The organism is Haloferax sulfurifontis (assembly GCF_014635105.1).
Classification (GTDB): Archaea; Halobacteriota; Halobacteria; order Halobacteriales; family Haloferacaceae; genus Haloferax; species Haloferax denitrificans.
Map to the genome: position 1 here is coordinate 188,035 of NZ_BMCI01000003.1, position 20,194 is coordinate 208,228.

The 20,194-nt window shown below is 67.0% G+C and carries 18 protein-coding genes; 11 read left to right on the forward strand and 7 right to left on the reverse strand.

Going from position 1 to position 20,194, the window contains the following annotated elements:
* Positions 1 to 146: 146 nt before the first annotated feature.
* From IEV64_RS09260 to dhaM, 6 genes are all read left to right on the forward strand, one after another.
* Positions 147 to 452: a DUF8036 family membrane protein gene (locus IEV64_RS09260; protein WP_007273659.1), complete on the forward strand. Its 306-nt coding sequence runs from the start codon at positions 147 to 149 to the stop codon at positions 450 to 452.
* Between the two features lie 32 nt (positions 453 to 484).
* A complete protein-coding gene (locus IEV64_RS09265; RefSeq protein WP_188423723.1) occupies positions 485 to 1,087 on the forward strand; it encodes a hypothetical protein in 603 nt (200 codons plus the stop codon).
* 433 nt (positions 1,088 to 1,520) lie between these two features.
* Complete coding sequence (ileS, locus tag IEV64_RS09270; protein ID WP_188423724.1) at positions 1,521 to 4,652, forward strand: isoleucine--tRNA ligase; 3,132 nt, start codon at positions 1,521 to 1,523, stop codon at positions 4,650 to 4,652.
* A 176-nt stretch (positions 4,653 to 4,828) separates the two neighbouring features.
* Positions 4,829 to 5,827 (forward strand): dihydroxyacetone kinase subunit DhaK, encoded by a 999-nt coding sequence (dhaK, locus tag IEV64_RS09275; protein ID WP_007273662.1) that lies wholly within the window; start codon positions 4,829 to 4,831, stop codon positions 5,825 to 5,827.
* Positions 5,828 to 5,963: 136 nt separating this feature from the next.
* Positions 5,964 to 6,662 carry a dihydroxyacetone kinase subunit DhaL gene (dhaL, locus tag IEV64_RS09280; protein WP_007273663.1) on the forward strand — a complete coding sequence of 233 codons (699 nt, stop codon included), beginning with the start codon at positions 5,964 to 5,966 and terminating at the stop codon, positions 6,660 to 6,662.
* Entirely contained in the window at positions 6,659 to 7,045 is a 387-nt protein-coding gene (gene dhaM, locus IEV64_RS09285) for a dihydroxyacetone kinase phosphoryl donor subunit DhaM (RefSeq protein WP_004063261.1), read from the forward strand. The genes dhaL and dhaM overlap by 4 nt, the downstream gene beginning before the upstream one ends.
* Before the next feature lie 107 nt (positions 7,046 to 7,152).
* Here dhaM and ptsH1 read toward each other — a convergent pair whose 3' ends face one another.
* The 6 genes from ptsH1 to glpA form a co-directional block, all read right to left on the reverse strand.
* Positions 7,153 to 7,428: a phosphocarrier protein HPr gene (ptsH1, locus tag IEV64_RS09290; protein WP_007273664.1), complete on the reverse strand. Its 276-nt coding sequence runs from the start codon at positions 7,426 to 7,428 to the stop codon at positions 7,153 to 7,155.
* 96 nt (positions 7,429 to 7,524) lie between these two features.
* Positions 7,525 to 8,568: a DUF7973 family transport facilitator gene (locus tag IEV64_RS09295; RefSeq protein WP_004970733.1), complete on the reverse strand. Its 1,044-nt coding sequence runs from the start codon at positions 8,566 to 8,568 to the stop codon at positions 7,525 to 7,527.
* A 3-nt stretch (positions 8,569 to 8,571) separates the two neighbouring features.
* Positions 8,572 to 10,104, reverse strand: a complete 1,533-nt coding sequence (gene glpK / locus IEV64_RS09300) for a glycerol kinase GlpK (RefSeq protein ID WP_004970734.1) — start codon at positions 10,102 to 10,104, stop codon at positions 8,572 to 8,574.
* 363 nt (positions 10,105 to 10,467) lie between these two features.
* Positions 10,468 to 11,778, reverse strand: coding sequence for an anaerobic glycerol-3-phosphate dehydrogenase subunit C (locus IEV64_RS09305; protein ID WP_007273665.1), 1,311 nt, complete (start codon positions 11,776 to 11,778; stop codon positions 10,468 to 10,470).
* Positions 11,775 to 13,043 (reverse strand): glycerol-3-phosphate dehydrogenase subunit GlpB, encoded by a 1,269-nt coding sequence (glpB, locus tag IEV64_RS09310; RefSeq protein WP_188423725.1) that lies wholly within the window; start codon positions 13,041 to 13,043, stop codon positions 11,775 to 11,777. Before glpB ends, IEV64_RS09305 begins: the two co-directional genes overlap by 4 nt.
* Entirely contained in the window at positions 13,030 to 14,817 is a 1,788-nt protein-coding gene (glpA, locus tag IEV64_RS09315; protein ID WP_007273667.1) for an anaerobic glycerol-3-phosphate dehydrogenase subunit GlpA, read from the reverse strand. The genes glpB and glpA overlap by 14 nt, the downstream gene beginning before the upstream one ends.
* Before the next feature lie 355 nt (positions 14,818 to 15,172).
* Between glpA and IEV64_RS09320 the strand changes: the two genes are divergently transcribed.
* Both IEV64_RS09320 and IEV64_RS09325 read left to right on the forward strand, forming a co-directional pair.
* A complete protein-coding gene (locus tag IEV64_RS09320) occupies positions 15,173 to 16,375 on the forward strand; it encodes a Cdc6/Cdc18 family protein (RefSeq protein ID WP_188423726.1) in 1,203 nt (400 codons plus the stop codon).
* Positions 16,376 to 16,474: 99 nt separating this feature from the next.
* A complete protein-coding gene (locus tag IEV64_RS09325; protein ID WP_188423727.1) occupies positions 16,475 to 17,155 on the forward strand; it encodes a phosphoglycolate phosphatase in 681 nt (226 codons plus the stop codon).
* A 30-nt stretch (positions 17,156 to 17,185) separates the two neighbouring features.
* Here the strand turns inward: IEV64_RS09325 and IEV64_RS09330 are convergent, their stop codons facing one another.
* Complete coding sequence (locus IEV64_RS09330) at positions 17,186 to 17,374, reverse strand: HEWD family protein (protein ID WP_042663830.1); 189 nt, start codon at positions 17,372 to 17,374, stop codon at positions 17,186 to 17,188.
* 200 nt (positions 17,375 to 17,574) lie between these two features.
* Here IEV64_RS09330 and IEV64_RS09335 point away from each other — a divergent pair, with 200 nt between their 5' ends.
* The 3 genes from IEV64_RS09335 to IEV64_RS09345 all read left to right on the forward strand — a co-directional run bounded on the left by IEV64_RS09335 (position 17,575) and on the right by IEV64_RS09345 (position 20,158).
* Positions 17,575 to 18,129: a class I SAM-dependent methyltransferase gene (locus IEV64_RS09335; RefSeq protein WP_007273670.1), complete on the forward strand. Its 555-nt coding sequence runs from the start codon at positions 17,575 to 17,577 to the stop codon at positions 18,127 to 18,129.
* Positions 18,130 to 18,455: 326 nt separating this feature from the next.
* Positions 18,456 to 18,887 (forward strand): IS200/IS605 family transposase, encoded by a 432-nt coding sequence (gene tnpA, locus IEV64_RS09340; RefSeq protein WP_188423728.1) that lies wholly within the window; start codon positions 18,456 to 18,458, stop codon positions 18,885 to 18,887.
* Positions 18,884 to 20,158, forward strand: a complete 1,275-nt coding sequence (locus IEV64_RS09345; protein ID WP_188423729.1) for an RNA-guided endonuclease InsQ/TnpB family protein — start codon at positions 18,884 to 18,886, stop codon at positions 20,156 to 20,158. The genes tnpA and IEV64_RS09345 overlap by 4 nt, the downstream gene beginning before the upstream one ends.
* Positions 20,159 to 20,194 lie beyond the last annotated feature (36 nt).

Below are 20,194 nucleotides of genomic sequence, written 5' to 3' on the forward strand. Positions count from 1 at the left end.
CCGACCCCCGGTTTGCGAGCGCACCCCACTCGACCCCCGGTTTGCGAGCGCACCCCACTCGACCCGGCCCCGGGAGACAACCCACCCGAACGAATGACGCCGACGCGACCCCGACGACGTGAACCGCCCCGGGCACAGCGGCGGCCATGAGCGTCTGGGTCGACGCCGCGCGGCTCTCGCTCGGCGCGAGCGTCGTGTTCCTCGTCGTCATGCTCGGCGTCTGGGGGCGGAACTACCTGCTTTTCCGGTCGAAGCACGCGCTCGGCTTGGTCGTCTTCGGGACGTTCCTCCTCGCACAGAGCCTGTTCGCGCTCTACTACTACCTCGTCGACCCGACGCTGTCGGTCTGGTTCGCCACCGCCGTCCCCGCCGCGGCGTGGCGGGTGCTGATGGGCATCCACGTCCTCCAAGCGGTCGCGCTGGCGGTCCTCCTGTGGATTACGTGGGATTAAACGTTAACCCGGAGGCCCCCGAGGCTCCGTGCATGCACCGCCGAGCCCTCCTTTCGAGCGCCGCCGCGCTCTCGCTTGCCGGCCTCTCGGGCTGTCTCGCCGACGCCCGACGAACCGCCAGCGGTCGAATCCGCGCCGACACCGGTCACTCGAGACTCCACCCGGCAGACGAGCAGTACGTCAAAGGGACGTTCCCCGAGGACGCCGACGTCCGCGGGTGGCTGTTCGCCGACCCGCCGGACGACCAGACGGACGTGTTCACCGACCGCGCGATGCAGGGGCGGTACTCCAACGACCTGCTGGGGGCCGCCGGCGACTCGTTCGTCCTCCTGTTCGAGGTCCGAATGGCCCGCGAAGACGCCGCGTTCTACAACATCGGATTGTCGCCGTCGTGGACCGGCTGGCGCGACGCCGACATCCCGATTCGACGGTCGGCGCCGGCCGACCTCGAACCGTTGGACGCCGACACGTTCGTCTGTACTCACCTCTCGACGTTCGACGTAGCGAGAGGTGCCGCGCCGACGAACGCCACGCTCCGGGTGTTCGAGCGCGAGGACGAGTCCGGAACCACACACGGGACGGAACCCGAACAGACTGTGGCGACCTATCGCGTCGGTCGCTGGTCGGACCGGTAGCGTCCCTGTCGCCGTCGCCGTCGAACACCTGTCGCAGTCGGCCGCGGAGCAAGCGTTATACGCCTCGCGGGACTGCTCTCGGATAGCATGCGACGACGCCGGACCTCGCGCCGTCCGCCCGCGGTCGGCCAGTCCCGACTGTCGGTCGTCGCCCCGTCGCCCATTATTGCGGGGCAGTAGCCTCGCATCTCTCTCATCTTCGACTCCCGTCCGTATCGACTTCCGAGCGACAGCGGTCTCCCGTCCGGTGTGACCGCGACCACCGGAATCCCAATGAAGCGACACACCCACTACACCCGACAGGCGTATCGACAGCGACCAGTAGACCATCGACAGCGGAGGGTCACTCATGTCTGAGTCCGACCCGGCGGAACGCCCGGCCGACGCGGACCAGACCCGCCGTTTTGATATATATCCACGAGAAGGACGGGGTATGGAAGACATCGCAGACCAGTACACGCCGTCGGACGTGGAGTCCGTGGTCGGCGAGTACTGGGACGAACACGACGCGTACGAGGCGACGAAGGAGGCACACGCCGACGACCCGTCGTTCTTCTTCGTCGACGGCCCGCCGTACACCTCCGGCCAGATGCACCTCGGCACGGCGTGGAACAAGACGCTGAAGGACGCCGTCATCCGACACAAGCGCATGACGGGGCACCAGGTCACCGACCGCCCCGGCTACGACATGCACGGCCTCCCCATCGAGGTCAAAGTCGAAGAGGAACTCGGCTTCACCTCGAAGCGCGACATCGAGGAGTTCGGCATGGAGCAGTTCATCCAGAAGTGCAAGGAGTTCGCCGTCCGCAACCGCGAGGCGATGGACGAGGACTTCCAGTCCATCGGCGCGTGGATGGACTGGGACAACCCCTACCAGACGCTGTCGCCCGAGTACATGGAGTCCGCGTGGTGGGCCTTCTCGAAGGTCGCCGAGAACGGACTCGTCGAACAGGGCAAACGGAGCGTCAACTACTGCCCGCGCTGTCAGACCGCCATCGCGGCCAACGAGGTCGAGTACGACGAAATCACCTCGCCGTCTATCTACGTCAAGTTCCCGCTGAAGGGCCGCGAGGGCAACCTCGTCATCTGGACGACGACCCCGTGGACCATCCCCGCGAACACGTTCGTCGCCGTCGACGGCGAGATGACGTATCAGGAAGTTCGCGCCGAGAAGGACGGCGAGAGCGAGGTGCTGTACCTCGCCGAACCCTGCGTCGAGGAGGTGCTGAAGAAGGGCCGCTACGAGGACTACGAGGTCCTCTCGGAGGTCACGGGCGAGGAGATGGTCGGCTGGGAGTACGACCACCCGCTCGCCGGTGTCGTCGCCGAGTACGCCGACTTCGAGGGCGCTGGACAGGTGTACACCGCCGACTACGTCGAGGCCGACCGCACGGGTCTCGTCCACTCCGCGCCCGGCCACGGGCAGGAGGACTTCGCCCGCGGGCAGGAACTCGGACTCGACGTGTTCGTCCCCGTGGACGACAAAGGCGAGTTCACGGAGCAGGGCGGCGACTACGCGGGCACGTTCGTCCGCGACGCCAACCCGCAGGTCATCGAGGACCTCGACGACCTCGGCCACCTGCTCCACGCCGGCGAGCACGACCACCGCTACGGCCACTGTTGGCGCTGTGACACGGACATCATCTTCCTCGCCACCGACCAGTGGTTCATCACGGTCACCGACGTGAAAGAGCAACTCCTCGACAACATCGAGGACTCGGAGTGGCACCCGCAGTGGGCCCGCGACAACCGCTTCCGCGACTTCGTGAGCGACGCGCCCGACTGGAACGTCTCGCGCCAGCGCTACTGGGGCATCCCGCTTCCCATCTGGGTCCCGAACGACCCCGACGCCGAGGGCGCAGAGGAGATGATTGTCGTCGGCACGCGCGAGGAACTCGCCGAGCGCGCCGACCAGGACGTCGACCCCGAGACGGTGGACCTCCACCGGCCCTCGGTCGACCCCATCACCATCACCGAAGACGGCGTCACCTACGAGCGCGTCCCCGACGTGTTCGACGTGTGGATTGACTCCTCGGTCGCCACGTGGGGCACCCTCGACTTCCCCGGCGAGACGGACGCCTACGACGAGCTGTGGCCCGCCGACCTCATCATCGAGGCGCACGACCAGACCCGCGGGTGGTTCTGGTCGCAACTCGGCATGGGCACCGCCGCGACCGGCGAGTCGCCGTACAAGGAGGTCATCATGCACGGCTTCGCCAACGACAAGGACGGCCGCAAGATGTCGAAGTCCGTCGGCAACATCGTGACGCCCGAGGAGGCCATCGACCGCGCCGGCCGCGACCCGCTTCGAGCCTACCTCCTCAGCCACGACCAGCAGGGCGTCGACCTCTCGTTCGAGTGGGACGGCCTCGCCGACACCCAGTCGACGCTCAACATCTTCTGGAACGTCTTCCGGTTCCCGCTTCCGTACATGGACCTCGACGGCTACGACCCCGCCGAGGCCGACCTCTCTGCGGGCGAACTCACCGTCGTCGACGAGTGGGTGCTCTCGCGGCTCCAGACCGTCGAAGCCGAGATGGCCGACGCGTGGGACGACTACGAGGTCTCCACCGCGCTCAACGCCCTTCTCGACTTCATCACGAAGGACGTCTCGCGGTTCTACGTGAAGGCCATCCGCGAGCGCATGTGGGACGAGGAGGACTCGGCGTCGAAGCTCGGCGCGTACGCCACGCTCTCGACGGTGCTCTCGGAGTCCATCCGGCTCATCGCGCCCTACGCGCCCTACATGGCCGAGCGGATGTACCAGCGGCTCGACGGCTCTGCGACGTCCGTCCACATGCTGTCGTACCCCGAGGCCGACGAGGAGCGCCGCGACGAGGAGTTAGAGGCCAACATGGCCGTCCTCCGCGACGTGGAGGAAGCCGCGGCGCACGCCCGCCAACTCGGCGGCCGCAAGCTCCGCTGGCCCGTCTCGCGTATCGTCGTCGAGTCCGACGACGACGAGGTCGCCGACGCGGTCGACGCGCTCTCGGACCTCCTCGCCGAGCGCGTGAACACCCGCGACGTGCAGGTCGTCGAGGTCTTCGACGAACTCGTCGAGACGGCCGAACCGCAGATGAGCGTCATCGGGCCGGAGTTCGGCGCTGACGCCCAGGAAATCATGGAGGCCGTCGAGGGGCTCTCGCGCGCCGAGGTCGAGTCGGGCGTCGAGGTCGACGGCGAGACGTACGACCTCACAGACGAGATGGTCTCGTACCGCGCGGAACCGCCGGGACACGTCAGCGGTGCCGACTTCGAGGGCGGCACGGTCTACGTGGACACCGAACTCACCGACGACATCGAGTCCGAGGGCTACGCCCGCGACGTCATCCGCCGCATCCAGGAGATGCGCAAACAGCTCGACCTCGACGTCGAGGCCGAAATCGACGTGTCGCTCGCGGTCGACGACGAGCGCGTCGCCGGCTTCGTCGCGGAGAACAGCGACCTCATCGCCGAGGAGGTCCGCGCCCGCGAGTTCGACCTCGGGTCGGCCGAGGGCGAGACGGTCGAGACGTGGGACGTCGAGGACGTGTCCGTGACCATCGCGGTCACGCAACTCGACTGAGGCGGTCGCGCGCCGGTCCGCACCGGCCCGCGGCGTCTCCGCCGGCCCGACGCTCGGCCGCCGCCGCGACCCGTGAAATGGAGGGCGCTTACCGCCGATTTTTCGCAGACGGCGACCGTCTCGACTTCCGACTGACCAACACTTTTGGCCTTATCGAACGTGAGGGACGGTGAGTCATGAAGAAACTCATCAACGAACCCGGAGCGGTCGTAGACGAGATGCTCGACGGGATGGTCGCGGCGCACCCCGAACTCCGCCGGCTCGACGGCACGAACGTCCTCGTCCGCGGCGACGCGCCGGTCGAGGGGAAGGTCGCGGTCGTCTCCGGCGGCGGGTCGGGCCACGAGCCGACGCACGCGGGCTATCTCGGCGAGGGGATGCTCGACGGCGCGGCGGCCGGTGAGGTCTTCACCTCGCCGACGGCCGACCAGTTGAACGAGATGATTCAGGCGACGGACGCGGGCGAGGGCGTCCTCTGCGTCGTCAAGAACTACGAGGGCGACGTGATGAACTTCGACACCGCCGCCGAGATGGCCGCGATGGAGGGCGTCGATGTCGAGCAGGTCGTCGTCAACGACGACGTGGCCGTCGAGGACTCGCTGTACACGTCGGGTCGTCGCGGCGTCGCGGGCACCATCTTCGTCCACAAATGCGCCGGCGCGAAGGCCGCCGCGGGCGGCGACCTCGCCGAGGTCAAAGCGGTCGCGGAGAAGGTCATCGACAACGTGCGCACGATGGGCATGGCGCTGACATCCTGTGTCACCCCGGAGAAGGGCGAACCGACGTTCGACCTCGGCGAGGACGAAATCGAACTCGGCATCGGCATCCACGGCGAGCCGGGCACCGAGCGCGCCGACGTCATGAGCGCCGACGAGATTACCGAGCACCTGACCGAGAACGTCCTCGACGACCTCGACCTCGGCGAGGGCGAGGAGGTCGTCACGATGGTCAACGGTATGGGCGGCACGCCGCTTTCGGAGCTGTACATCGTCAACCGCAAGCTCCAGTCCATCCTCAACGACCGCGGCGTCGAGACGTGGGACGCGTGGGTCGGCGACTACATGACCTCCCTCGACATGATGGGCTGTTCGGTCTCCGTGCTCCGCGTCGACGACGAACTGAAGGAACTCCTCGGCGCGCCCGCGGAGACGCCCGGCCTGACGGTCACCGAGTAAGTCGGACGCACCGCCGCCGAGCGCGCGACGACCTCCGCCGCGAACTCCCGGCGGCGACCCCCGACACGTCCCCGATTTTTGCGGCAGAACAGTCTCGCGGGACAAGGGATTAACCCCCGGCCGACGAAGGTCAGCCATGGCTGACTCAGAGACACAACGCGAAGCGGTGCTGGACGCGCTCGACAACGTCGCCGAGCGCCTCGCCGAGGAGAAGGAGTATCTCACGGACCTCGACTCCGCCATCGGCGACGCCGACCACGGCGCGAACATGGAGCGCGGCTTCGGCAAGGCCGCCGAAAAGCGCGAGGAGTTCGCCGAGATGGAGCCGAACGAGGTCGTCAAGAACGTCGGGACGACGCTCATCTCGAACGTCGGCGGGGCCTCCGGCCCCCTCTACGGCGGCTCTATCATGTTCGCCAGCCAGGAGTTCGAAGACGGCATCACCGCCGAGACTTCGGTGGCGTTCGCCGAGGCGTACCTCGACAAGGTCAAGGACCGCGGCGGCGCGCAGGTCGGCGCGAAGACGATGGTCGACGCGCTCGTCCCCGCCGTCCACACCTACAAGAAGTCCGTCGAGCAGGACGACCTCCCGCCGCTCGAAGCGCTCGCCAAGGCCGTCGACGCGGCCGAGCGCGGCGTCGCCTTCACCGTCCCCATCAAGGCGATGAAGGGCCGCGCGTCGTTCCTCGACTGGCGCTCGGTCGGCCACCAGGACCCCGGCGCGACGAGCACGCTGTTCATCCTCGAAGAACTGCTTGAGACCGCAGAAGAGTACCTCGATGGCGAGGTCGACCGCGACGCGCGGGCCGAAGACGCCGTCGGGAGGGACGAATGATCGGTCTCGTCGTCGTCTCGCACAGCGCGAAGGCGGCCGAGGGAATCGCGGAGGTCGCGGCGCAGATGGGCGGCGGCAACGCCCGCATCGTCCCCGCCGGCGGCGACGAAGACGGCATCGGCACCTCGCCGGACCGCATCCGCGAGGGCATCGAGGAGGCGGACGACGGCGACGGCGTCGTCGTCCTCGTGGACCTCGGGAGCGCCGTGATGAACGCGGAACTCGCCATCGAGATGGCGATGGACTCCGAGGCGGTCATCGCGGACGCGCCGGTGCTGGAGGGCACGCTCAACGCGGCCGTCGAGACGACGAGCAAGAAGGCGACGCTCGACTCGGTCGTCGAGCGCGCCGAGGACGCCCGCGACTACCGGAAGCTGAACTGAGCCGTCAGGGACGACCCGGGCGTCCGGGCCACCGACCGACCCGAAAAGAGACCGCCGCGCGACGCGGCGGCTCGCAGTTCCGTTTCGGTTCGTTTCGGTTCGTTTCCTTATTCTTCGTCGCCGGCTTCGGGCGTCGACAGCACTTCTTCGAGCGCGTCGAGCGCGGCCTCCGCGTCGTCGCCGTCGGCGACGAGGCGAACCTCCTCGCCGTGGCCGACGCCGAGGCCGGTGACGGCGAGCATGCTGGCGGCGGGGACGAGGTCGTCCTCGTCGGCGCGGCCGAGTTGGATGTCGGCGTCGAAGGAGTTCGCGGTCTCGACGAACTGGGAGGCGGGACGAGCGTGCAGGCCGTCTTTCGGGACGACGGCGACGATGCGTTCCATACGTCGGGTATCGACCGCGGAGCGTTATCGCTACCGGTTGCGGAACGCGGCGACAAAAAACCGTGAACGACGGGTGCGGGGCCGGGGCGTTCGGGTTTAGAGCCCGAGGTACGCCGCGTTGGGGATGACCCCGAGGAGGAACAGCACGCCGAGGATGAGCGAGTAGATGGTAATCGACATCGCCGGCGGGTCCACGTGGGTCCCGGAGTGGGAGTAGGCGACGCGCTGGGTGACCTCACCGAGGAGCGCGCCCACGAGACCGCCGACCGCGGCGGCCACGAGGATGAGCGGTTCGCTCCCGCCGACCATCGGCGCGGCGACCGCCGCGAACGACGAGCCGCCGAGCGTGATGTGGTGGGTGACGGGGAAGTTCTCGACGCCGAGCTGTAAGAACAGCAGGCTCGCCGCGGAGATGCCGTACCCGAGGAAGAAGCTCCCGGTGACGAGCCACGCCCATCCGCCGAGGACGCCGGCCGCGAGGCCGATGACGGAGACGTTGGCCCACTTGTACTGCTGGGGGAGCCACGGCTCGACCGCCAGTCGGTCGCTCCCGTCGCCGCGGAGCGTGCCCTTTTCGAACGGCGTCATGTCGAGGTAACCGTCGCCGGCGGGCGTGCCGATGAGCGGGTAGTCGAACGCGAGGCGGGCGATGAGCGCCGTCGTCATGACCGACAGCGCGACGCCGTCGAGCGGGAGGCCGATACCGCTGGAGATGCGGGCGATGAGCAGGCCGAGCACGCCGAAGACGCCGCCGATGGCGAGCACGTCGGGTCGAGTCCCGAACGCGTGCAGGATGTTCTTGCCGTCGACGTCGAACTCGGCGTTCTTGCCGGCGTAGGCGCTGGCCGCGACGCCGGCCGCGAACACGATGTGCGGGCCGACGAACGGGCCGAACCCGATACTACCGGTGATGCCCGTACCGAGCTCGCCGGCGGTGACGAGGTCCGCGCCTTCGAGCTGTCGGATGACCGTCCCCGCCGTCTCGCCGAGGAGCACGACGAAGCCGGTGAAGACGAACGAGGGGAGCGCCCCGACGGACGCGCCGAACATCCCGCCCGCGAACGCCGCGAGCAGGAGGACGACGAACCGCTCGGCGCTGACGCCGATGACCGGAATCTGGAGTGCGAATGTTTCGAACACGTGTTACTCCTCCCGTGCCCAGTCGAGCGAGCGGTCGACGGCCTCTTTCCAGCGGCCGTAGCGCGCTTCGACGTTCTGTGGGTCTTTCGGGGCGAACTCGCGGTCGACCTGCCAGTTCTCGCGGAGTTCGTCGAGCGTCTCCCAGTAGCCGACGGCGAGGCCGGCGGCGTAGGCCGCGCCGAGGGCGGTCGTCTCGTCGACCTGCGGGCGGACGATTTCCGTGTCGAGGATGTTCGACTGGAGCTGGCAGAGGAAGTTGTTCTTGACAGCGCCGCCGTCGACGCGGAGACTGGAGAGGTCGATGTCGCTGTCGGACTGCATCGCTTCGGCGACGTCGCGCGTCTGGAACGCGATGGATTCGAGCGTCGCGCGGACGATGTGCTCGCGGCGGGTGCCGCGGGTCATGCCGACGATGGTGCCGCGGGCGCGCTGGTCCCAGTGGGGCGCACCGAGGCCCGTGAACGCGGGGACGAAGTAGACGCCGTCGGTGGACTCGACCGACCGAGCGAGCTTCTCGGACTCGGCGGCGTTGTCGATGAGCGTCATGTCTTCGAGCCACTCGATAGCCGCGCCCGTGATGAAGATAGAGCCTTCGAGGGCGTACTGGACCGGCTCACCGGAGCGCTGGAAGCCGACGGTGGTGAGGAGGCCGTGTTCCGACATGACCGCCTCGTCGCCGGTGTTCATCAGCATGAACGAGCCGGTACCGTAGGTGTTCTTCGCGTCGCCCGCGTCGAAACACGTCTGGCCGAACAGCGCGGCCTGCTGGTCGCCGAGCGCGCCGGAGACGGGGACTTCCGCGCCGAGGAAGCCGTCCGCGTCGGTCTCGCCGTAGTGGTCGTCGTCGGACGACGGGCGGACCTCGGGGAGGAGCTCGCGCGGGACGTTGAACTCCTCGAGGAGTTCGTCGTCCCACTCCATGTCGTGGATGTTGAACAGCATGGTCCGCGACGCGTTCGTCACGTCCGTGATGTGGTTCCCCGTCAGGTTGTAGATGAGCCACGTGTCGATGGTCCCGACCGCGAGCTCGCCGTCGGCGGCACGGTCTCGGATGTCTTCGGGCCGAGAGCGCTGGAGCTTGATGGGGTCGGAGTTGTCGAGTAGCCACTCGGCTTTCGTCGCAGAGAAGTACGCGTCGGGTTCGAGCCCCGTCTTGGCGCGCACGTCGTCGGTCTTGCCGTCCGCTTCGAGCGTCTCGATGCGGTCGGTCGTCCGACGGTCCTGCCAGACGATTGCGTTGTGAATCGGCTGTCCGGTCTCACGGTCCCAGATGAGCGTCGTCTCGCGCTGGTTCGTGATACCGATAGCTTCCAACTGCTCGGCGTCGAGCCCGGCGCTCGAAAGCGCCGCGTCGATGACCTTCTTCGTGTTGTCCCAAATCTCGTTTGCGTCGTGTTCGACCCAACCGGGCTCTGGGTAGATCTGTTCGTGTTTCTCGTAAGCGTTGGCGACCACCTTGCCGTCGTGGTCGAACACCATGAACCGCGTGCCTGTGGTGCCTTGGTCGATGGCACCGACGTAAGTTTCTCCTGACATTTCTAACCAACCTCGATACGAACTCTCGGTGTGAGAGTCCTACCACTACAAACGTGTACAAATTATATGATAAATGTTTCTTTACTACTCCCTCGCATAATGTGACGACTAAAATTGGGTTAGAGGCCGTTAAACGCTTGAATTCGGGGAGTACTATTTCACACGGGCGCTTTTTCGGACGTTTTAATCAATGAGGGTGATCCGTGGACAGAACGGCCGCGGCCGCCGAGTAACGGGAAAAAACGGCGATTTAGGGGCAATATAGTCCGCAAAATCGCCGGCGACTCGGCGCGCGCGCTGAGCGTGACGACGTTTGAGTGGTCCGGCGCTCGAACGGAGCGGGTCGTCAGCCGTGCGCGCGTGTCAGACCAGCGCCTCTTCGAGGAGTTGGAGCGGGTGTTTGATGTCGTACCCCGTCCCGTGTTCCATCTGCATCGAGCAGGTCGGACACTCGGTCATGCCGACGCTCCCCTGTGCGTGCTCCATGTGGTCGAACATGTCCGCGCCTATCTGCATCGACTTGTCGTATTTTTCTTCCTTCCAGCCGTAAGTGCCGGAGATGCCGGAACAGGAGTCGCCGACGTCCTCGATTTCGACGCCGTCGAGCTGGCGGAACAGCTCGACCGCCTGCCGGTCGAGGCCCTGATTGCGGCCGTGACACGGCGCGTGGTACGCGAAGGCTTGGTCGTCGACCGAGGCCTCGCGAACCGCGCCTTCGAGGTCCTCGTGGATGCGGAGGTACTCCAGCGCCTCGTAGGTGTGCGCCGAGAGGTCCTCGATGCCGTCGATGTCGAACAGTTCGGGGTACTCCTGGCGGAGCGACATCGAACAGGAGGTACACGACGCGATAATGTCGTAGCCCTCGGGGATGAGCCCCGCGAAGTTGTCGACGTTGATGCCGGCGGCGCGCTTGGCGTCGTCGAGCATGCCGTTCGCGAACATCGGCGTCCCCGAACAGCGCTGTTTGGGGACGACGACCTCGTAGCCGAACGACTCGAAGACGCGGACCATCGCCTTGCCCACCTCGGGCGTGTTGTAGTTGGAGTAACAGCCGTGGAAGTAGGCGACGCGCTTTTCCTCGGAGCGGACCTGCGGGCCGCCGCGTTCGTTCCACCACTCGCGGAACGTCTGGGTGGCGAACTCGGGGAAGTCGCGCTCGGCCGTGACGCCGAGCACTTTCTCGTTTATCCGCTGGACGACCGAGTTGCCCATGACGGCGTTCGCCAGCCGCGGGAACATGGCTCCCAGCTGGGCGAGCGTGCCGTAGTTGGCGAGGATGCGGTTGCGGATGTACTCCCGCGAGAGCTTGTCCATCTCCTCGTCGACGTACTCGCCGCGGGCCGTGTTGTGCATCTGGCTGAGCGGGACGCCCGACGGACAGGCGTCGTCACAGCGCATGCAGTTCGAACACGACATGATGGAGTCGTCGACGGCCTCGTCTTCCTTGCGCTTGAGCCGCCACTGCTCGGGACCCTGGAACTTCGGCCCGGGGAACTCGTCGTCGACTTCGGCGACCGGGCAGGACACGTCGCAGGCGGTACACTTGTAACAGTTGTCCGCGCCGGGACGGAGGTCCATGTCGGTGCTGTCGGGGAACACCTCGACGGCCTCGAAGTCGTCTGTCTGTGCGTCGGGGGTCAGCGTTGGATTGCCTGGGGATTCTGCGTCGCTCATCTGGTTGCCTCCTCGCCCGCGAGGCGGCCGGCGACGGCACCCGTCGCCAAAGAGACGCCGCTCGCGGATTTCTCGCGCGCCACGTCGGCACCGCCGACGACGCCGCCCGCGGCGCGCAGGTTCTCGAAGTGCGGTTCGCCGTCTTCGTCGGTCGGCCGGAGTTCGTCGTCGGGGACGACGCCGAAGCGCGCGAACGCGTGGTCGCCGAACGCCTCGGGCTCGGACCAGTCGTAGCGGTCCTCGGGGTGCGGGACGTGACAGCCGAAGACGGGCTCCGTGACCGATTCGCGGTCGGAGTCGAGGCCCTTGCCGACGAGGCCGCCCGTCGCGAGGACGACCTGATCGGCCGAGTAGGGCGTCGGTCGGCTCTTCTGGTCGACGATGACCGTCTCGACGCGGCCGTCTTCGGCCTCGAAATCGACCGCCGGGTTGCCCGCCGAGATGCGGACGCCCGCCTCGTCGAGCGCGTCGAACAGGATGTCTTCGAGCTTGAGTCCGAGCAGGCTCGGCGGGCCGGTCGGCACCTCGAAGACGGGGACGCCGAGGCGGTCCGAAAGCTCCTCGCGGACCGCCTCGTCGTGGTCGTCGCCGAGCATCGCCGGGAAGCCGACGCGCGACTCGCCGTCCAGTTCCTCGGCGACGGTGTCGGCGAGGACGGAGCGGACCGTGCCGCCCGCGACTTCCTCGTCGCGGTCGAGGGCCTTGGCGAACCGCGTCACCTTCGCGTCGGCGCGGAACCGCTTGGGGAACTCGACGGTGACGCCGCGGGCCGAAAACGGCACGCCGGCGGCCGCGAGGTGGTCGGCCGCGACGGGGGCGTCGAAGTCCGTGAGGCCCGCGAAGCCCACCAGAAGCGTGTCGCCCGACGAACTGGCGAGGCCGGGCGCGACCGACTCGGGGTAGCGCGCGGTCGGCTTCACCGCGCCGCCGTGAGTCATCACGAGCGCGTTCGAGTCGGTGTGGCCGCCGCGGTAGGCGTCGCCGACCGCCTCGTCGAAGACGCGGAGCCCGGCGCGGACGCCGTCCTCGCCGACGACGCGGTAGGGGTGGCCCTCCGGGAGCGCGTCGAGGCCGGCGAAGGGGTCCGAAAGCGGACCGTCGCCGCCGGCGTGCCCGAGCACGTCGACGAGGCCGCTGGCCTGTCGGAGCGTGCTCTTCTTGTGGGCGAGCAGGCGCACGCGAGCGCCCGTCTCCGCGGCCGAGAGCGCGGCCGTGCAGGCGGCGATACCGCCGCCGATGACGAGTACGTCGTCAGTTATCGCCATCGGCACCTCCGAGCGCGTCGTCGCTCGCGCGGTCCGCGGCCCGTCTGCGACCGCCGTCCGCGACCGCGCCGCCGGACGCGACGCCCGAGGCGTCGTCCTCCGACGCGCCGCCGTCGTCGAAGGCGGCGAAGTCGATGTCGGCGTCGGCCGCCGCGGGGTCCTCGTCGCGGTTCATCGTCGCCGCGTGGAGCATGTGCTTCAGCGCGGTCTGGGAGAGCTGGGTCCCCCACATCGCGTGGCGCTCGCCCTTCCAGCGCTCCTGATAGAGGTCGTCGAGCGAGGCCCGGACGGTCTCCTCGTCGTACTCGGGGGCGAGTTCGTTCGCCATCCGGTGACAGCAGATTGCCCCCTGACAGTTGCCCATCGAGGCGCGCGTCTGGATGCGCACGGAGTTGAGTTCCGTGCCCGCGGTGTCGAGGGCGTCGTGAATCTCGGCGCGGGTAACGGCCTCGCACTCGCAGACGACCGGGTTAGGGTCGACGCTGTTGAGGACTTCGTCGGCGCGCGAGCCGAGCCGCTGGGCCGACCGGCGGCCGATGGGCGACCGCAGGCCGAAATCGTCCATGTAGTCGCGGAGGACGGTGAAGTCCTCGCTTCCCGGGAGCGGCACGTCGGCGGTGCGGCACTCGGCGTCGACGCCGAGCTTCTCGCAGACGTGGTCCGAAATCTGCTCGGCCATCATCCGATAGGTCGTGAGCTTGCCGCCGACGATGCTCGTCATGCCCGGCAGGTCGTCGCGGTCGGCGTGGTCCAACAGGAAGAACTCGCGGGTGATGTCCGTCGGGTCCTCCGTGCCGGTGCCCGGCGGCTCGTACAGCGGGCGGACGCCCCAGAAGGAGCGAATCGTCCGCGCGTCGGCCAACATGGGCACGAGCTCCGAGAGCGTCTCTATCATCAGGTCGACCTCCCAGCCCTCCTCGGGGTAGTCCTCCGGGTCCTCGACCTCCTCGTCCGTCGTCCCGAGGATGCACGTCGTCTCGTGGGGGACGATGATGTCGGCGTCGCCCTTCGGCCGACAGCGGTTGACGACCGTGTCCACCTGCCGGGTGTTCATGATGGTCATGACGCCCTTCGACGGCCGGACTTCGACGTCCACGCCCGCGAAGTCGCCGATTTGGCCGGCCCACGCGCCCGTCGCGTTGACGACGTAGTCGGCGCGGATTTCCTCGACCTCGCCGGGCTCGCCGTGGACGTACGGTCCGGTGCCGGTCTGGTGGGTGACCTCGACGCCGACGACCTCGCCGCCCTCGACGAGCACGTCGGTGACCTCGGAGTGCGTCTCGATGCGCGCGCCGTGTTCGACGGCGCTCGCGGCGTTCGCCACGCAGAGGCGGAACGGGTCGACCGCCCCGTCCGGGACCTTGATGGCGCGTTTGATGTCCTTCGCGAGGTACGGCTCTATCTCGCGCGCTTCCTCGGCGGACAGCACCTCGGCCGGAATGCCGCACTCGCGGCAACCCTCCAGTTTCTTCTCGAAGTACTCGTCTGAGTCCTCGGGGCGCTGGACGAACAGCCCGCCCGTCATCTCGACGCAGTGGCCCGCGATGCGCCGGAGGACGCGGTTCTCTTCGATACACTCCTTGGCGGACGCCTGGTCCGATACCGCGTACCGACCCCCGCTGTGGAGGAGTCCGTGCATCCGCCCCGTCGTCCCGTGTGTGAGGTTCCCCTTCTCGACGAGGGTCACGTCCAGCCCGCGCATCGCGAGGTCGCGCGCGATACCCGTGCCGGTCGACCCCCCGCCAATGACGAGGACGCTCGGCGATTTTTTCATCTGTCTTTCGTGAGGTAGGACCGACGGCACTTTATTTTACCTTCACTCGTCTCGCGTCCCGTTCGTCTCACGGAACAGACCACTTCGGTCGCGAGACTGCCATCGGAGCGCCCGTAGAATGCCGTAGCTCGGCGTTTCTACACCGAATCGAAACGACGGCGATAATTCAAAATTATTGTTCCAATTAGTTACGTCCGACTCGATTAAGAAGGCGACCACGAACCTCTCAACTGGCTTTGAGGCGGCCGTCACGGCCGATTTCAGTGTTTCGTGTTCTCACTTGTCAGGGACGTTGTCGGGAGTGGTCGGTTTTTAGGCGTGCGCCGGATACCGTCGGCCAGGGACTTACCACGCCATGCGCCTCGAAGACAGAATCACCAGGCGACGACGCCGCGGCGGGAAGCGGCCCCGGCTCGTTCGGGACCTGAGCGCGCTCGACCCGACGGCCCACCCCGAAGAGCCGACCGGCCGCGGCCCGACGCTCGAACGCATCCTCGACCATCTCGACCCCGTGTTCGACGGCGACCTGCCGCCCAACGCCCACGTCCACGGACCGAAGGGCGTCGGGAAGTCGGCGGTCGTCGCGTCGCTCTTCGAGCACCTCGCCAGCGCGCTCCCCGCCCGGCGGTCGGTCATCCACACCACCACGCGCACCGCCGCCACGCCGACGACCTCGTTCGCCTACGTCGACTCTCGCGACGCCTCGACCGAGTTCGCGCTTCTCCACGCGGCGCTCGACGCGCTCTGCGAGGAGCCGGTGCCGTCGCAGGGCGTCGGCGTCGAGGCGCTCCGCGAGCGGCTCGCGGAGTGGGTCGCTCACGACGAACACGCGGTCGTCGCCGTCGACCACGTGGGCGAGCCGGAGACCTACTCCGCGGCGACGGCGGTCGAGACGCTCGGGTCGGTGTCGCCGCACGTCTCGGTGCTCACCGTCGGCCGCGACCCCCGCGACGACGCGACTGCGGGCGGCGAGGCGGACGGCGACACCGCCGCGACGCCCGCGAGGTCAATCGCCGTCTCGGCCTACGAACGCCACAGTCTCGTCGACATCCTCGTCGCGCGCGCGTCCGACGGCGTCACCCGAAACGCGCTTCCCCACGAGGCGACGCGCGAGGTCGCCGAGTGGGCCGACGGCGACGCCCACGACGCGCTGTCGGCGCTCTACGGGGCGGCGACGCTCGCCGCCGCCGACGGCGCGGACACCGTCGATACCGAGTACGTCTGCGCCGGCATCGACGCCGTCCCCGACGACGGCTGTTCGCTCGGCCGCGTGTTCGCGCTCTCCGAGAGCCGTCGCCGCGTCCTTCGGGCGTTCGTCGCGCTCGACGACGGGGAGGCGGCTTCCGTCTCGGCGGCGACCGAGCACATCGCCGCGTCGCCGCGGGTGTCGCTGTCGCCCGCGACCATCCGGCGCGTCCTCTACGAGCTTTCGGACCTCGGCATCGTCCGGCGGGTCTCGGACTGTGACCCCACCGACGGCCCGGGGCGGCCGGCGACGCGACCCGTCCCGAACTTCTCGACGCTGGCGTTCCGCGGGCTGGACGACGGCGAGCGCTGAATCGCGGGGGCGACCAGCCGTCGGACCGACGACCCGCCGGACCGCGGCGCGCTTCTCCCCGACCGCTGAACCTTTTTCCCCCGTCTCCCAACTCCGGGTATGGTTCCGCCGCTCGTACTCGACATCGACGGGACGCTCACCGACGCGGAAGGCCACCTCGACCCCCGCGCGTTCGAGGCGCTCCCGACGTGGGACGCCCCCGTCATCCTCGCCACCGGCAAGGCGTTTCCTTATCCGGTCTCGCTGTGTCACTACCTCGGACTCCCGCAGACGGTCATCGCGGAGAACGGCGGGGTCGTTCTCGCCGACGGCGAGGTGACGTTCACCGGCGACCGCGAGGCCGCGCAGGCCGCCGCCGACGAGTTCGTCGCGCGCGGCGGCGACCTCGGGTGGGACGCCGCGGACACCGCGAACCGCTGGCGCGAGACCGAAATCATCGCCCGTCTCGACGCCGACGAGGCGCTCCTCCGCGAGGTCGCAGACGAGTTCGACCTCGAAGTCATCGACACCGGCTTCGCCTACCACATCAAGACGCCGGGAGTCGAGAAGGGCGTCGGCCTCGAACGCGTCTGCGAGACGATGGACTACGACCCCGAGGAGTTCGTCGCCGTCGGCGACAGCGTCAACGACGCCTCGACGTTCGGCGTCGCCGGGCGGTCGTTCGCTGTCGCCAACGCGGACGACGTGGCCAAGGGGGCCGCCGACACGGTGCTCGAACAGTCGTACATGGACGGCACGCTGTCCGTGCTCGAATCGCTCCGGGAAGAAGACGCGGCGTAATCGCCGGTCGTTCGCGTCGCTCTCGGCGTCTCAGGCCGGTTCCTCGAAGGGAGCGAAGCGCCCGTTGATGTCCCACTCGTGGATGCAGTAGGCGCTTCCGACCTGTTTTTCGCCGTCCGCTTCGGCGACGAGCCACGTCGCGGCGTCGTCGTCCCAGCGTTCCACCCGACCACAGCGCTCGCAGACGCGTCGCGTCGGCCGTCGAAGTTGGGGTTCCATACGTGTGTGACCGATTGCCGAGCAAAAAAGCCCATCGCCGTCGGCAGTTTCGCGGTCGGCCGCTCGGAGTCGGGCCGCCCCGCCAGCGGACCGACCCGCGTCGCCTTGCCACCGGACCGACCGCGGACGGATGTGCACGCGTCGAACACGACTCGGGCCGGAACCGATGGGACTTACGGGCCGGGGTGCGGAGTGTGCGCATGGGCTTTCACACCTTCGACGCCGACAGGGCGGCGAAACTGGACGACCCCGCGCGGTTCCGATTCGTCTCCCGGGAGGAACTCCTCTCGCGCCTCGGCGTCGCCCCCGATAGCGTCGTCGCCGACCTCGGAAGCGGCACCGGCTTTTTCACCGACGAGGTCGCCCCGCACGTCGGGACGCTCTACGCCGTGGACGTACAGGAGGTCATGCACGACTTCTACCGCGAGAAGGGCGCGCCCGACACCGTCGAGTTCGTCACGGCCGACGTGGCGTCGCTCCCCTTCGACGACGACCACCTCGACGCCGCCTTCTCGACGATGACCTACCACGAGTTCGCAACCGACGACGCGCTCGCCGAACTCGCCCGCGTCGTCCGCCCCGGCGGCTCAGTGGTCGTGGTCGATTGGTCCACGTCCGGTTCGGGCGACGACGGACCGCCGCTCGACGAGCGGTTCGGCCTCGGCGACGCCGTCTCGGCGCTGGAATCGGTCGGCTTCACCGTCTCTCACGCCGAGACGCGACGCGAGACGTTCGTCTGCGTCGCCCGGCGCTGACGCGACGGGGGTCGGTGAACTGAATCTCCGTCGGAATTGAACAGTACTCTGAGATGTGGTTGATTCGGTTCCCGTTTGAGTGTCTACTCCGGTTAAGAATATTAAATCTGAGAGTAGTTTGGTGAATCTCAGGACAAGACTTAGGGAAATTCGAGGCGAAAGCCTCGCCCTTCAGGGCGTCACCAGAACACGCCGCGTTCTGGTTGCCCGCCAGACGTAATCTGGCGACGGGGATGAAGCCGACCAATAGTATTCAATCGCTGACGATGGCATAGACAGGGTTCCAACGCAATCTTTAACCCGCCCAAACATGACAGTATGAATGGATGGTGAAGAGTACCCGTCACGCGAAATACGAACTCTACTACCACATAGTATTCGTGCCGAAATCTGGCGGAATCGAAGATCCCGCTGACCTCGCGGAACAGGGCTCCGCTCAGTATCGGCGTTCGCAGCTGACGGGGAAGACAAAGGAACGTCTCGAAACCATTTTTGTGGAAATCTGTGAAGACAAGGGCCTCGAACTGGCCGAGTCCGAGGTCATGCCCGACCACGTACACCTGTTCATCGGGAGTCCACCCAAGAACGCCCCTTCTCTCATCGTCAACTGGGTCAAGGGCATCTCGGCGCGGAAGTACAACCAACGCTACGACGACCGTGTGAAGTGGACTCGTTCCTACTACGTCGGAACGGCGGGAAGCGCGTCGAAGGGCGCTGTCGAACAGTACATCACTGAACAGGGGGGTTCCGACGCATGAAGCGCGTCAACACCTTCGAGGTCGACCCACAGACCGAGAACGACAAAGAGTGCCTCCTACGGCTACTCGATGCCTCAGCCTCCCTGTGGAACGAACTGACCTACGAACGTCGTCAAAGCTACTTTGGCGACGGTGACGTGTGGGATACCTCCGAGTACCGAGGACGCTACAACGGCGTCATCGGGAGCGCGACTGTCCAACAGATCACGCGCAAGAACAGCGAAGCGTGGCGGTCGTTCTTCGCCCTCAAGGAGAAAGGCGAGTACACCACCCCACCGTCGTACTGGGGCAACGAAGATGACGGACGCGAACTCCGCACCTACATCCGATGTAACCAGTACACGATTCAGTGGGGCAAGCGTAGCCGTCTTGAAATCCCTGTCGGGCAAGAACTGAAAGACGAATATGGACTCGGCTACCACGAACGACTCCGCCTCGAAGTCCGAGGCAACCCGAAGTGGGACGGCAAACAAGGTCGTCTGGAACTTGAGTATGACGAAGTGAGCGACACGTTCAGGGCTTTCCAACCAGTCACCGTATCTGATTTTCGACTGGATTCACCACTGGCTTCCAAAGAAGCCGCCCTCGACGTTGGCGCAAACAATCTCGTCGCCTGTTCCACGACTACTGGGAACCAGTATCTCTACGACGGTCGAGAGTTGTTCGGACGGTTCCGCGAGACGACAGATGAAATCGCCCGCCTACAGTCGAAACTCCGTGAAGGACGATACAGTTCCAAGCGAATTCGACGGCTGTACCGACAGCGGACGAAGCGTCGTGACCACGCACAGAACGCGCTGGTACGCGACCTCGTTGAACGACTGTACGACGAGGGCGTGGCAACGGTGTACGTGGGTGACTTGACCGGCCTGCTGGAAACGCATTGGTCGGTCAGAGTGAACGAGAAAACGCACAACTTCTGGGCGTTCAAGAAGTTCATCCACCGTCTCGCGTGCGTTTGTGAGGAATATGGCATCTCTCTCGAAGCCGAGTCGGAAGCGTGGACGAGTCAGACGTGTCCCGAGTGTGGCGACCACGAAAAGACGGCTCGCCACGGAGATACGCTGACGTGTCCGTGTGGCTTCGAGGGACACGCTGACCTCACGGCGTCTAAGACGTTCCTTCGAGAGAACAGCGATTGCGAAATCAGGCCGATGGCACGGCCCGTGCGATTCGAGTGGGACGACCACAATTGGTCGGGGAAACCATACCCTCATGGAAGTCCCAAAGAAGTGCGTACAAACCCGCAAGTTGCCTCCGTGGGTCGGTAGCCGAACCCCCAACGGAGGAATCCTCGCGCTTTAGCG